Genomic DNA, 13827 nt, shown 5'->3' on the forward strand with positions numbered 1-13827 from the left:
GAAGCCTCTTCACTCCGCCGCGGCAGGCAGCGAGCCCGCGCGGACAAAATCCTCGGGGAAATGGGTGATCGCGCTCATCACGGGCATCGGCGTCAGCCCGCCCATGGCGCAGAGCGACCCATCGGTCATGACCTCGCAGAGGTCTTCGATCAGCTTGAGGTTCGTCTCCGGCCGGATGCCGGCGATGACCTTGTCCATGGTCTCGACGCCACGGGTCGCGCCGATGCGGCAGGGGGTGCACTTGCCGCAGGATTCGGTGGCGCAGAACTCGAAGGCGAAGCGGGCTTGGCTCGCCATGTCGACGGTGTCGTCGAACACCACGATGCCGCCATGGCCGACGAGGCCCTTCTTGGCCGCCATCGCCTCGTAATCGAGGGGCGTGTCGAGCAGGTGGTCGGGGAAGTAAGCCCCAAGCGGCCCGCCGACCTGTACGGCCCGCACCGGCCTCCCTGAGCGGGTGCCGCCGCCGTAATCCTCGATCACCTCGCGCAGGGTCACCCCGAAGGCGAGTTCGATCAGGCCGCCATGCTTGATGTTGCCGGCGAGCTGGATCGGCAAGGTACCGAGCGAGCGGCCCATGCCGTAATCGGCGTAGGCCCCGGCGCCGTTCTCGAGGATCCACGGCACGGCCGTGAAGGTCATGACGTTGTTGACCAGCGTCGGCTTGCCCAAAAAGCCCTTCAGCGCCGGGATCGGGGGTTTCGCCCGCACGATGCCGCGCTTGCCCTCCAGGCTCTCCAGCAGCGAGGTCTCCTCGCCGCAGATATAGGCGCCCGCCCCGAGCCGGACCTCCAGATGGAAGGTCTTGCCGGATCCCAGGATATCGTCGCCGAGGACGCCGGCCTCGATGCCGTTGGCGATCGCTTCCTTCAAGGTCGCGAAGGCCTGCGGGTATTCGGAGCGCAGGTAGATGTAGCCCCGGGTCGCGCCGGTGGCGACGGCCGCGATGGTCATGCCCTCGATGAGGTTGAAGGGGTCGCCCTCCATCATCATCCGGTCGGCGAAGGTGCCGGAATCGCCCTCGTCGGCATTGCAGACGACGTATTTCTGATCCGCGGCGGCGAGCATCACCGTGTTCCACTTGATGCCGGCCGGGAAGCCTGCGCCGCCGCGGCCACGCAGGCCGGAATCGCGCACCGCCGCGACGATGCCCTCGGCGTCGAGCTTCAGCGCCGCCTCGAGCCCGCGATAGCCGCCATGGGCGCGGTAATCGGCAACCGAGACCGGATCGATCACGCCGCAGCGATGGAAGGTGAGGCGCTGCTGCCGGGCGAGGAACGGGATTTTTTGGGGGTCGCCAAGGCGCAGGGGGTGATCGCCTCCGGTGGCGAGGCCGGCATCGAGCAGGGCGTCGACATCCGCGACCTTGACCGGCCCGTAGGCGATCCGGCCCTCGGGCGTGGCGACCTCCACCATCGGCTCGAGCCAGAACAGGCCGCGCGAGCCGGTGCGCACGATGGTCACGTCGAGGCCGCGGCGCTCGGCGCCCGCGAACAGGGCCCGGGCGACCTTGTTGGCGCCGAGGCCGAGGGCTACGGCGTCCCGGGGGACGTAAAGGGTGACGCTCACTGGCGGGTCTCCCGCTTGGTTTGGGCCAGCGCCTCGTCGAGGGCGTCGGCGGTCAGGTGGGCCACCGGCTCGCCGTCGATGAGGGCTGCGGGGCCGTTGGCGCAGAGGCCGAGGCAGTAGACCGGCTCCACCGTGGCACTGCCGTCGGCGGTGGTCTCGTGCCAGCCGCAGCCCAGGCGGCCCAAAATCTCGCGGTGGAGCTTGTCCGAGCCCATGGCCTGACAGGCCTCGGCCCGGCACAGCTTCACCTCGTGACGGCCGGCCGGATGGGCGCGGAAGTCATGGTAGAAGGTGATGCAGCCATGCACCTCCGCGCGCGACAGGTTCAGCGCATCGGCGATGAGCGGCACGGCGCCCCCATCGACGTACCCGAAGGTCGCCTGCAGCGCGTGCAGGATCGGCAGCGTCGCGCCTTCGAGATGGGTGTGCTCAGCAATGATCCCGGTCGCGCGTTCCGCACTCCAGGGCTCGTGACCCGCCATGGTTTCCAGCCCAGTCTGTTCTTCTTCTAATGCGAAGTGGAACAGAAATGCCGAACCCCATCAATGGCGCAGTCCGGTCGGCCGACAAAGGATCTCTGTTGACCTGTCACCCGTGCGATGGTCGCGGTCGGACGACGCGATAAGTCTTTCTTAAATCGCTGGTTTCTGCTGCTCGCAAGCTGCCGAAAATTCTTGCGTGCGCCGCAACATCGATTTGTGCCATGCAAGAAACTGCAGCCGGCTAGGAAACGGCGTCTCAGAATTCCATGTCCAGCTCTTCGATCTCGTCCGGCTCGTCGGCGGCGGCCTCGGCCCATTCGATCATCAGCGGCCAATGCAGGATCGTGTCCCGGTAGGCCGCCGCCCAGGGCGGGAGCGCCACGTCGTAGGTGCGAAAGCGCGTGCAGACCGGGGCGTAGAGGGCATCGGCGAGGCCGGGGCGGTCGCCGAACAGGAACGGTCCGTCATAGCGGTCCAGGCAATCGTCGAAGATCGTGACGATGCGCTCGATATCGGCCTTGGCGCCGTTGAACACCCGGAAGCCCGGATGGAAGGCGCGCAGGTTCATCGGCAGGGCCGAGCGCAAATTGACGAAGCCGGAATGCATCTCGCCCGCGATGGAGCGGCAATGGGCGCGCTCAGCGACATCGCGGGGCAGGAAGCCCGCATCCGGAAAGGTCTCGCCGAGATATTCGGCAATCGCGAGGGTGTCCCAGACCACCACGTCGCCGTGGCGCAGGCGCGGCACCAGGAAGGACGGGGACAGGTGCAGCAGCTCGGCGCGGCTCGTGGCGTCCGTGCCCGACAGCACCTCGGTGTCGAAGTCGAGCCCCGCCATCCGGCAGATCAGCCAGCCTCGCAGGGACCAGGACGAGTAGTTGCGGCTGGAGATGGTGAGCGTGGCGGCGGTCATCGTCTCTACCCCGGGCGCGTCGCCGATCATGCGATCGGTTCTGCCGGATCCAAGACTCATGCCGAATCGGACAGGCGAATCGCGATGGGCCCGATCCTACTCCCGTCGCAGCAGCGCGGCGACCTCCGCCTCCTCGGCCGGCGTCAGGGTCCGGACCGGTGCGGCCGGCCGGCGGCGCGCGAGACGCCAGATCCCGAAGCCGCCGAGCAGCACCGCCAGGATCGGTGTCAGCCACAGCAGCAGCGTGTGCAGGGCGAAGACCGGCCGCAGCAGCACGAACTCGCCGTAGCGGTCGACGACATAGCGCAGCACCGCCGGATCGGTGTCGCCCTTCTGCAGGCGCTCGCGCACGATCACGCGCAGGTCCTTGGCCAGCGGCGCGTCGGAATCGTCGATCGACTGGTTCTGGCAGACGAGGCAGCGCAATTCCGAGGAAATCTCTCGGGCGCGGTGCTCCAGCACTGGATCCTTCAGCACCTCGTCGGGCTGGACGGCGTGGGCCGGAGCGGCGAACGCAAGGGCGGCGAAGAGCGCGAAGGCGAGGCGCATCCGTGCCCTCCCTCTCGCCTCTTTGGGAGAAAATGGGGGCTCCTGCGTTAGCAGGGGCCAGGAGAGGGTTGTGACGGCACCGGACGGGCCGCGACGGGCGCAAAACTTTGGAGCGTCGCGCTGCCCCGCTCCTCCTTCGATGAGCAGGTTTCTCACCAAAGCAGAGCCTTGGATGTTCACACAACGCATTGCGTAGGCCGCGACGCCCCCCCTCTCCCGTGCGGGAGAGGGTTGGGGTGAGGGACCAGGTTTTTCCGGAGAAGTCGCATCCCTCACCCTGTCCCTCTCCCGCACGGGAGAGGGGACCCGCGTCTCGACCGGAGACGCGAGAAGCCCGTTGCCCACAGAAGAGGGAGGGAGAGCTTCGACGGCGTCCACGCCTGTTGCGAGACTCCAGGCCATCACTCGGCCGGCACCACAGCCGCGTTCGGCATCGCCCGAGCCCGCGCCTTGGCCGGGACGCCGACGCGCATCCGGCGGTCGGTGAGCGACAGGCCGCCGCCCAGCGCCATGACCACGGCGCCGAGCCAGATCATCAGCACCAGCGGCTTGTAATAGAGGCGCACGCCGACACCGCCGTCCTGGCCGATCTCGCCGAGACTGGCATAGACCTGGCTCGCCCCGATGGTCAGCAGGCCCGACTCGGTCACCGACATCTTGCGGCTCGGGTAGAAGCGCTTGCCGGTCTCGACATGGCCGACCTCGTCGCCGGAGCGCGTACGGATCGTCAGGAAGGCGGCGGCCTCCTCGTAGTTCGGGCCGGCGCGGGGCGCGACCCGGTCGAGGGTCGCCGTGTAGGGGCCGGACGTGAGGGTCTGGCCGGGCTTGAGCGTCGCCAGCCCCTCGGTGGCCCAGCCCTGCGCGGCGATGCCGATCACCACGACGCCGACGCCGGCATGGGCGAGCGCGGTGCCCCAGGCCGAGCGCGGCAGGCCGATGGCCCGGCGGCCGATCTGGCCGAGATCGCGGGTCCGGCTGGAGCCGAAGCCCCGGGCCCGGGAGACGATCTCCAGGACCGAGCCGATCAGCAGGTAGGCGCCGAGCCCGATCCCGACGGGCGCCATCACGGGGCCGCCCCAGGTCAGGGCCAGGACCGCGAAGCCAACCACCAGGGCGACAGCGAGCGCCGCGAACAGGCGCTGCGAGGCGGCGAGCACGTCTCCGCGCTTCCAGGCGAGTGCCTGGCCGAACGGGACGATCAGCAGGAGCGGGATCGCCAGGGGGATGAAGGTCGCGTTGAAGAAGGGCGGCCCGACCGTGATCTTTTCCCCGGTCAGCATCTCCAAGAGGAGCGGGTAGAGCGTCCCCACCAGCACCGTGGCGCAGGCGGCCACGAGGAACAGGTTGTTGAGGACGAGAGCGCCCTCACGGGAGATCGGGGCGAACAGGCCGCCCTGGCGCAGCAGCGGCGCCCGCCAGGCGAACAGCGTCAGCGAGCCGCCGATGAACAGGATCAGGATCGCCAGGATGAAGACGCCGCGGGTCGGGTCGGTGGCGAACGAATGCACCGAGGTGATCACCCCGGAGCGGACCAGGAAGGTGCCGATCAGCGACAGCGAGAAGGTCAGGATGGCGAGCAGCACCGTCCAGACCTTGAGGGCGTCGCGCTTCTCCATCACCACGGTGGAGTGCAGCAGCGCCGTGCCGGCGATCCAGGGCATCAGGGAGGCGTTCTCGACCGGATCCCAGAACCACCAGCCGCCCCAGCCGAGCTCGTAATAGGCCCAGTACGAGCCCATCGCGATGCCCAGCGTCAGGAACGACCAGGCGGCCAGCGTCCAGGGCCGCACGGCCCGCGCCCAGACCGCGTCGATCCGCCCATCGATCAGGGCGGCCACCGCGAAGGCGAAGCTGATCGAGAAGCCGACATAGCCGATGTAGAGGAGCGGCGGGTGGATCGCGAGGCCGACATCCTGCAGCAGCGGGTTGAGGTCGTTGCCCTCCAGCGGGGCTGGGACCACGCGGCTGAACGGGTTCGAGGTCGTGATGATGAACAGCACGAACACGAAGGTGATCAGGCCCTGCACGCCCAGCGTGTTGGCGCGCAGCCGCGGCGGCACGGAATTCTTGGCCGCCGCCACGCAGGCGCCGAACAGGGTCAGGATCAGGACCCAGAGGAGCATCGAGCCCTCGTGGTTCCCCCAGACGCCGGAGAACTTGTAGATCAGCGGCTTCTGGGTGTGCGAGTTCTCGACCACGTTCTGGACCGAGAAGTCCGAGGTGACGTGCGCCCAGGTCAGCGCCGCGAAAGCGAACAGCACGCACGCGAAGGCACCGAGCGCCGCCTGCGAGGCGACCTGGCGCAGGGCCGGGTCGCCCGAGCGCGCCGCCCAGACCGGCATCACCATCTGGACGAGGGAGATCGCCAGCGCAAGCGCGAGCGCGAAATGGCCGGTCTCGACGATCATCCGGTTTCCTTACCGCTCGCTGCGGGGGCCGAGGGTGCCGCCGTTGGAGGCGGTCGCGGGCTGCTGCGGCCCGCCACCCTTGCTGCCGCCCTCCTGCCAGCGCCCCTGCGCCTTCAGGGCGTCGGCGACCTCGCGGGGCATGTACGATTCGTCGTGCTTGGCGAGCACGGTGTCGGCGCGGAACCGCCCGCCCGGCTCAAGCATGCCCTCGGCCACGACGCCCTGGCCCTCGCGGAACAGGTCGGGCAGCAGGCCCTTGTACTGGACCTCGACGGTGGCGTTGGTGTCGGTGACGGTGAAATCCACCGTCTGGTCGGGCCCGCGCCGGAGCGAGCCGTCCTTGACCAGGCCGCCGAGGCGCAGGCGGGTGCCGGGGGCGATGCCCTGCTGGGCGATGTCGGTGGGCGAGCGGAAGAACACGATCGAGCCGCTCATCGCGAACAGGATCAGCCCCACGGCGAGCGCCAGGACGCTGCCGCAGGCGGCGATCAGGATCAGGCGGCGGCTCTTGCGCGTCACGTCTCTTCCACCCCGGGTCCGTCGGGCTTGTGCCCGTTCAGACCTAAACCGTTCTCATTCTAGCCTTGCAGGGTGTCGGCCCGGCGCGCGCGCTGGTCAAGGGCGTGAAGCAGGACCGATTGTCGTACGAACGGTTCTCAGGGATTGGATTTGGGGGCCAGATCGAGTTCCCGGGCGAGTCCGTCGAGGCGGCTCACCGCCTCGGAATTGGCGGCGAGCGCCATCCGGGCGCGGTCGAGGGCCTTGATCGCCTGATCGCGCTCGCCGAGGGCGCTGTAGGAGCGCACGAGCCGCAGCCACTCGTCCGGCGTACCGCCCCGGGCCGTGAGACGCCGGTCGAGGCCGTCGACCATGCCGCGAATCGCCACGTCGCGCTCGGCCGGCGACATCGCCTGCATGGCCGCGGCGGCCGATTCGGTGTCGGAGCGGGGCGCGGGCCCCGCCATGGGACCAGGTGCCGCCGGTGGGGCCTGGCTGCCGGGATCGAGGCCGAGGATGCGGGCGCCCGCCTCGACCTGGGCGAGCCCCTGCGGGTCGCCGGCCAGCGCCACCCGGGCCCGGGCCAGGGCGGCGACCGCCTGATCGGGCTCGCCGAGCACCGCGCGGGACCGGGTCAGCCGCAGCCACTCGTCGGGGGTGCCGCCGCCGGCCTTGAGCCGGGCATCGAGCCCATCGACCATGCCACGGATCGCAGCCTGCTGCTCGGCCGGAATTTTCTGGGCTGTCGGAGGAGCGCTGGGGGGCGCCGGCTCGCCCTTGAGCCGAGCGAGGTTCTGCCGGACCAGTCCGAGCCAGGGCGCGTCGGCCGGGCTCGCGGCCTCCAGGGCGCTGAGCTGGCGGATCGCCTCGCCGGTATCGCCGGCCTGCTCGGCCGCGCGCGAGAGATAGAAGCGCGGCTTGGCGGCGCTCGCATCCTTGGCCTGCGCCTTTTCGAACAGGGCCTTGGCTTCGGGCGAGACGGTGCCTTCGCCCGAAGCCGTCAGGGCCTCGCCCCAATCGGCCAGGGTGTCGGCGGTCTCGCCCTTCAGCCGGGCGATGTTGGCTAAGGCGCGGGCCGCGTCGTCGAACCGGCCGGTGCGCATGTAGACGGGGGCGAGCACGGCCCAGCCGCGGGCGTCGTTCGGATCGCGGGCAAGGCGCGCCTCGATCTGGCCGACCGCCTTCATCAGGTCCTCGGTGCCGCCGCGGGCGGCCTGCCGGTCGGCATCGGTCTGCGCCGGCAGTTCCGGCGAGCCGTAGAGCCCGTAGGCGATCAGCGCGACCAGCGGGATCGTGGACAGCGCGAAGGCGGAGGCCGCCCGGCGCCGGCGCAGCCGCGGCTCGGCCGGGCGCGCGGCCTCGTCCGCGACGGCATCCGACGCGTCGTGCCTTGCCTCGCGGCTCGCCCGCAGCAGCCGGCGGCCCGCCTCGGCGCGGGCGGTCTCGGCCTCGTCCGGGGCGATCAGGCCGCGCTCCTGGTCGCGGGCGATCTCGGCGACCTGGTCCTCGTAGAACGCGGTCTCGGTATCGATGCCGGAGCCGCCCGCCTCGCCGGCCGGAACGGCCGTGCGCCGCGACATCGGCCAGAGCAGGCCGAGCACGCAAGCCGCGGTCATGCCCGCCAGGATGAACCAGATCGCCGTCATCGAAACTCGGAAACTCTGCCGTGGCCCAGTCCGGGAAGGCCTAACACGATAGGCCGCAGGAAGGATTGATCGCTTCGCCGCTCATCCCGGTCGGCGCGAGACTTCGCTTGGGGGCCCGGTCCCGCAAAAGCAATAAAAAACCCCGCTCGGGCGGGGTCTTCGAACGTCGCAGCTTCAGACATCGCCGCGATCAGGCACGCTTGCCGCCATCCGCCCGGCGCCCCGCGCGAAGACGGTCCAGTTGCTTCACGGCCCGCTCGCGATCCCGAACCGACGTGTCGGCATCGCGTGTCCGGACACCATCGAAGACGCGGTCGCTGACGTAATGATCGTCGCTGCGCGGATGCCGCAGGGTGGTGGTCATGGCATCCTCCTGAACGACCGATATCCTCCACACGGATCTCAGACTGTCAACGCGCGCCTCAGGACCCAAAACCTTCGGCCCCACAGATCCGTTCCGGTCTCCATGACCGCATAGCCTTCATCCTCCAGCGTTCGTGTCAGCAAGACATCTTTCTGCAGCGCCTTCTCGGGCGGACTGCGAGACTTCGTGACGCGGTAGATCACCGTCGGCCGTACATGAGCGACGAGCGCTCTTAGACAAGCCGAGACGATCGGCATGATCAGGGGCCGACACGCATCGGGCAGGTAGGGCCGTGCGTAGGTCCGATCTTGCGTTTCATAGGTCGGCGTATCGTCCGACAGACTGACAACCAGGATCGTGAAGGAGAATTCGTGGAATGAGGCGATGTTCAGGCGCGGCAAGGTTGCCTGCGTGTATGTCAGCCTCGATTCGACCTGAACCAGCCTGTCGCTGACATCGCAATAAGCGACCGGCACGAGAACCACGTGCGCCGTGTCGCCGTCGGCTTCGATGCTGAATGAGGCCGGTATCCCCGAGATGAGGGAGACGAACGCCAAGATCTGATTCCACTGCACAGCCTACGCGGCAAGCTTTGCGGCACTGTCAGACCTGAAGATTGCCGGCGTCAACACGGCCGCCTTTGCCGCCCGACCTGAATTCCATCAATGGCTGGCCGCCCCGACGGGCGCATCACCCGGCACCTCCAGAACAGCCCGCAGGCCGCCGAGACTCGCCTGCTCCAGGGTGAAGCGCCCCCGGTACAGGGTGGCGAGATCCGCCACGATGGAGAGGCCGAGCCCGGAGCCCGGCTTCGATTCGTCCAGGCGCCGGCCGCGGCCGAGCACCGCCTGACGCGCCTCCGGAGGCAGGCCCGGGCCGTCATCCTCGATGGCGACCACGAGGTGGGGATAATCGTGCTTGGCCACCGCCTCGGCCCGGATCGCCACCCGGCCGTGGGCCCATTTTGAGGCGTTGTCGACGAGGTTGCCGACCATCTCCTCGAAATCCTGGCGCTCGCCCCGGAAGCGCAGGCCCGGGGGAACATGGACGTCGTAGGCGATGTCCTTGTCCCGGTAGATTTTTCCGAACGTGCGCACGAGGCCGGCCAGGGCCGGCTCGACCTCCGTCGAGGTGCCGAGGGTTCCCGCCAGGGCAGCGGCGCGGGCGCGGTCGAGGTGGTAGTTCACTTGGTCGCGCATCACCGCGGCCTGCTCGCGAATTTTTTGGGACAGCTCCTCGGGGGCGTCCGAGGCGCCGACCTCGTTGACGATGATCGAGAGCGGCGTTTTGAGCGCGTGGGCGAGGTTGCCGACCTGGGTGCGGGCGCGCTCCAGGATCTCCCGGTTGGTCTCGATCAGAAGGTTCACCTCGCCGGTGAGCGGGGCGATGTCGCGCGGATAGGTGCCGGTGATGCGGTCGGCCTCGCCGCGGCGCACGGCGCCGAGCGCGGCGCGCATCTTCTTCAGGGGCGCGAGACCGAACCGGATCTGCAAGAGCGTGGTGATCGCCAGCGACAGGCCGAGCAGCCCGAACGTGATGGTCAGCGAGTTCCGGAACCGGTCGACATCGTTGACGATCTCGTCGGCGGGTCCGGCGACCCGCACGGTGTAGCGGCCCTCCTCGCCGAGATCGACGTCGCGCTCCATGATGCGCAGCAGCCGCCCGTCCTGGGCCTTGCCGTAGCCCTGGCGGATCTGCCCGACCCCGACCTTGCCGTCGGAATCGGTGGCCGGCCCCAACGGCACGCCGACCAGCGAGCGGGAGGTGCGCAGGTCCCGGGGCTTCGCATCGGGCTTGCCGACCTGCCAGTACCAGCCGGACAGGGGCAGGTCGAAGCGCGGATCGCCGAGCGAGAAGGTCCGGCTCTCGGGGTCGTTGGGCGAGACCAGGTCGGTGGCGAGATTGTTGGTGAAGACCAGGAGCCGACTGTCGAAGGCGCGCTCGGTGTTCTCCCGGTAGAGGGTCGTGAGGATCCAGGCGGCGATCAGCAGGATCGCCGAGCTCGACAGGAACGCCGACACGGCCAGCCGCACCGCGATCGAGCGGCGGCGCAGGGAGAAGAGACCGATCAGGGTTTTCATCGGTGCAACCGCACTCACCCGGGCGTCACCGCATCATAGAACACCTCACCCCGCATCAGCGGCCGCGCGGTGCGGAAGAACGAGCCGCGCTCCGCCCGCCATCCGGCGCCGTCCCGCGTCACGGCTGCGTCGGCGGTGAGGATGCCCGACGGCATGCCGACCCGCAGGGCCGCATCGCCGGTGGCGCGGGCGGCCTCGTGGACCAGGCTGCCCTCGATCCGGGCGGCCACCGCGAGACACAGGGTGGCGGTGAGCGGCAGGGCCTGATGCGGCACGCCGTTCGAGATCACCCGGGCGGTCAGGTCGACGTCCGCGGCGCGGATCGCCGTACCGGACAGGCTGGAGGAATCCTGCGGCGGCGCGACCAGGCCCACGAAGGGCACGTGGACGATCCGCGCGGCGGCCTCGATGTCGGGAGCGATGCCCATCGCCACGGAGGCGGCCAGGCGGATCCGCGCCAGCCGGTCGAGGAGGCCGGGCACCGCCTCCAGGGCGGCGGGCAATTCGGTGCCGGTGAGGCCGAGATCGGCGGCGCGGACGAACACGCAGGCATTGGCCGCGTCCACCAGCGAGGCCTCGACCGGGCCGAGGCCCGGCACGTCGAGGGTCTGCCGGACGGCGCCGGTGGGCAGCAGCCGTCCGGTGGTGGCGCCGCCCGGATCGACGAAGTCGAGGCGGATCGGCGCGCCGGTGCCGGTGACGCCGGGGATCGCCAGGTCGCCGCGATAGACGGCACGGCCGCCCCGGACCTCGAAGGCGGCCTCGATGCGCTTGCGCGTATTGGTGTTGAAGATCCGCAGTCGCACCGGGCCGTCGGCGGCCTCCACCAGGCCCTCGTCCACGGCGAAGGGGCCCACCGCCGAAAGCATGTTGCCGCAATTGCCGGACAGGTCGATCCGCCCCTCGCGGACCACCACCTGCACGAAGGTGTAGTCGATATCGGCATCCGGCCGCATCGAGGGCTCGACGATGCAGATCTTCGAGACCGAGGAGACGCCCCCGCCCATGCCGTTGAGCTGGCGCCCGAACGGGTCGGGGCTGTCCATGGCGGAGAGGAAGGCGGGCTCCCAGGCGGCGATGTCCCCGGGCACGTCCTGCCGGCGCAGCATCAGCGCCTTGCTCGTGCCGCCGCGCATGAACACGGCCCGCAGCGTGCCGGGGCTGGGCAAACCCGTCACACCCGGGCCGGCGGCTGGGTCGGATCCACCAGGTAGCCGAGGCCGCGCACGGTCTGGATCAGGTCCACCGCGAGCTTCTTGCGCAGGCGGCCGACGAACACCTCGATGGTGTTCGAATCCCGGTCGAAATCCTGGTCGTAGAGGTGCTCGGTCAGCTCGGCCCGGGAGACCACCCGGCCGGTATGGTGCATCAGGTAGGAGAGCAGCCGGTATTCGTGGCTGGTGAGCTTCACCTGGGCGCCGTCGACGAAGACCTTGCCGGAGCGGGTGTCGAGGGTGACGGGACCGCAGGCGATCTGGCTGGAGGCGTGGCCCGCCGCCCGGCGCAGGAGCGCCCGGACCCGGGCCATCAGCTCCTCCATGTGGAACGGCTTGGTCACGTAATCGTCGGCGCCGGCATCGAAGCCGTCGACCTTGTCCGACCAGCGGTCCCGAGCCGTGAGGATGATCACCGGCGTCTTCACCCCGGCCCGGCGCCATTTCTGCAGGACCGAGACACCGTCGGCCTTGGGCAGGCCCATGTCGAGGATGATCGCGTCGTAGGGCTCGCTCTCCCCGAGATAGCCGCCCTCCTCGCCGTCATAGGCCTTGTCGGCGACGTAGCCGGCCTCCTCCAGCGCCGCGACCACCTGCCGGTTGATGTCCCGGTCATCCTCCACGACGAGCAGTCGCACGGCTCACTCCATTCCGCTGCGGGTGTGAAGCCCGGTCAATATTGGCCCGCGACCTTGCCGGTACGGGCGTCGACGATCACGTGCACGAAATGCCCGTCCCGGCGCAAGGCGGTGAGCATGTATACGAGGCCGTCCTCGTGGCGACAGAGGCTCGCGCGCTGAATCTCGGCCCGGGGGATCACCGTGCGGGCCGCCCGGATCGCCGCCACCGGGGCGATCACCCGGCGCTCGCCGACCTCCTCGCGCATGTCGGCCGGCGACAGGCAGGACTCGATCCGCAAGGGCGTCGGATCCGCCGCCTGAGCCGTCTGCGGGGCCGGGCCGTCATCGGCCATGGAGCCGAGGCCGCTGGCGGCGAGCGCCGCGGCGGTCAGGCTGATGGCGACGAGGGCGATGGCGTAGCGCATTGCCAGACACGTAGCGCCGAGGGCACTGAATGCGCCCTGAATACGGAGCTGCAGGTCCGACGACGCGCGATCGGCGGGCTGTCGGCAACGGGGAAGCGTGAAGGATCTGATCGCGGGCGGCATCGTCCGGCACTACGGCCGACGGGCTTTTCGGGTTCCACCCCGCGCGACGCGCCACACAGGCGATTGCGGGGCCCGGCCGGCGGCTCTAGCGGTCGTCCCGGCAACCGGCCGGCGGGGACGGCCGGAACAGGCTCGCCGGCGCGGCCGCGTGGGCGGCCAGGACGGCGTCGATCGACCAGGGCCGCGCGCCGATCTGCGCGCCGAGCTGAAGCATGATCGCGATCGCGGCCGCCCCGGACAGGGCGAGCCAGATCCGGTCGAGGATCCGGTTCCAGTGTCGGCTCATCGCGGGCCTCCCATGATCAGCGTCCAGAACGCCCGCAGGGCGGGCATGCGCTCGACGAGCCACGCGATCTGGTCCGAGAACCAGTGCGCGGCGGCCGCCGCGGTGACGAAGGCGAACAGGGTCGCGTGCTTGAGGCGCCGGAGATAACGGCGCAGCACCCGCCGCTCGAGATGGGCGTCCACGAGCGCGTCGAGGACGGCCAGGCGCGGCTCGGTCTGGCGCGCGACATAGGCGTGCCAGAACGGAGGGAACCGGATGGTGCGCGCCCGGCCGTCGGGGTTCGGCGGATGGCGCGGGGGGTGATGGGCGGCGTTCATGATTTCCTGCCCCTCAGAGCCTTGCCGGACTTGCACAGGGTCGTGCGCAGGCCGCGTTGCGCCCTTTCCGTGCGGGCTCGGGAGGACTCACGCATCGTCGACCGTAGGAGGCGCGGGTCCCCTCTCCCGTGCGGGAGAGGGACAGGGTGAGGGATAAGACCTCTCCGGAAAGACCTGGTCCCTCACCCCAACCCTCTCCCGCACGGGAGAGGGAGCGCGTGGTGGCCTGCACCAGCCGATGTGTGACCATCGCACCCACCAGGGAAAGGGAACTTCAGCCTCGTCAGAAGACGTGTGAAATCAACGACTTACGGGCGAATAGCGCCGGACGC

Annotated in this window: 15 protein-coding genes; all 15 read right to left on the reverse strand. The window is 69.8% G+C overall.

Annotated elements, in window-relative coordinates; translation table 11 throughout:
• Positions 1–9: 9 nt before the first annotated feature.
• Positions 10–1569 carry a formate dehydrogenase beta subunit gene (locus MKK67_RS08730; protein WP_243963463.1) on the reverse strand — a complete coding sequence of 520 codons (1560 nt, stop codon included), beginning with the start codon at positions 1567–1569 and terminating at the stop codon, positions 10–12.
• On the reverse strand, positions 1566–2051 hold the full coding sequence (locus MKK67_RS08735; RefSeq protein WP_243963464.1) for a formate dehydrogenase subunit gamma: 486 nt from the start codon (positions 2049–2051) through the stop codon (positions 1566–1568). Before MKK67_RS08735 ends, MKK67_RS08730 begins: the two co-directional genes overlap by 4 nt.
• Positions 2052–2307: 256 nt before the next feature.
• The gene (locus MKK67_RS08740) at positions 2308–2964 is read right to left on the reverse strand and encodes a glutathione S-transferase family protein (RefSeq protein ID WP_243963565.1); all 657 of its coding nucleotides are present in this window, start codon (positions 2962–2964) and stop codon (positions 2308–2310) included.
• Positions 2965–3060: 96 nt separating this feature from the next.
• Positions 3061–3513: a cytochrome c-type biogenesis protein gene (locus MKK67_RS08745; RefSeq protein WP_243963465.1), complete on the reverse strand. Its 453-nt coding sequence runs from the start codon at positions 3511–3513 to the stop codon at positions 3061–3063.
• Positions 3514–3914: 401 nt separating this feature from the next.
• Entirely contained in the window at positions 3915–5921 is a 2007-nt protein-coding gene (locus MKK67_RS08750) for a heme lyase CcmF/NrfE family subunit (protein ID WP_243963466.1), read from the reverse strand.
• 9 nt (positions 5922–5930) lie between these two features.
• Positions 5931–6440 (reverse strand): cytochrome c maturation protein CcmE, encoded by a 510-nt coding sequence (gene ccmE, locus MKK67_RS08755; RefSeq protein ID WP_243963467.1) that lies wholly within the window; start codon positions 6438–6440, stop codon positions 5931–5933.
• Positions 6441–6577: 137 nt separating this feature from the next.
• Entirely contained in the window at positions 6578–8065 is a 1488-nt protein-coding gene (ccmI, locus tag MKK67_RS08760; protein WP_243963468.1) for a c-type cytochrome biogenesis protein CcmI, read from the reverse strand.
• Positions 8066–8255: 190 nt separating this feature from the next.
• Positions 8256–8429 (reverse strand): hypothetical protein, encoded by a 174-nt coding sequence (locus MKK67_RS08765; RefSeq protein WP_243963470.1) that lies wholly within the window; start codon positions 8427–8429, stop codon positions 8256–8258.
• A gap of 38 nt (positions 8430–8467) precedes the next feature.
• The gene (locus MKK67_RS08770) at positions 8468–8986 is read right to left on the reverse strand and encodes a hypothetical protein (RefSeq protein ID WP_243963471.1); all 519 of its coding nucleotides are present in this window, start codon (positions 8984–8986) and stop codon (positions 8468–8470) included.
• A gap of 105 nt (positions 8987–9091) precedes the next feature.
• The gene (locus MKK67_RS08775; protein ID WP_243963472.1) at positions 9092–10510 is read right to left on the reverse strand and encodes a sensor histidine kinase; all 1419 of its coding nucleotides are present in this window, start codon (positions 10508–10510) and stop codon (positions 9092–9094) included.
• Positions 10511–10524: 14 nt separating this feature from the next.
• On the reverse strand, positions 10525–11646 hold the full coding sequence (locus MKK67_RS08780) for a 2-methylaconitate cis-trans isomerase PrpF family protein (protein ID WP_409568382.1): 1122 nt from the start codon (positions 11644–11646) through the stop codon (positions 10525–10527).
• A gap of 38 nt (positions 11647–11684) precedes the next feature.
• Positions 11685–12362 carry a response regulator transcription factor gene (locus MKK67_RS08785; RefSeq protein ID WP_243963474.1) on the reverse strand — a complete coding sequence of 226 codons (678 nt, stop codon included), beginning with the start codon at positions 12360–12362 and terminating at the stop codon, positions 11685–11687.
• Positions 12363–12397: 35 nt separating this feature from the next.
• Entirely contained in the window at positions 12398–12769 is a 372-nt protein-coding gene (locus MKK67_RS08790; RefSeq protein WP_243963475.1) for a PepSY domain-containing protein, read from the reverse strand.
• A 208-nt stretch (positions 12770–12977) separates the two neighbouring features.
• Positions 12978–13178, reverse strand: coding sequence for a hypothetical protein (locus MKK67_RS08795; RefSeq protein WP_243963476.1), 201 nt, complete (start codon positions 13176–13178; stop codon positions 12978–12980).
• On the reverse strand, positions 13175–13495 hold the full coding sequence (locus MKK67_RS08800; protein WP_243963477.1) for a hypothetical protein: 321 nt from the start codon (positions 13493–13495) through the stop codon (positions 13175–13177). Before MKK67_RS08800 ends, MKK67_RS08795 begins: the two co-directional genes overlap by 4 nt.
• Positions 13496–13827: the final 332 nt, after the last annotated feature.

The sequence above is a fragment of the Methylobacterium sp. J-072 genome, from assembly GCF_022829425.1.
Taxonomy (GTDB): Bacteria; Pseudomonadota; Alphaproteobacteria; order Rhizobiales; family Beijerinckiaceae; genus Methylobacterium.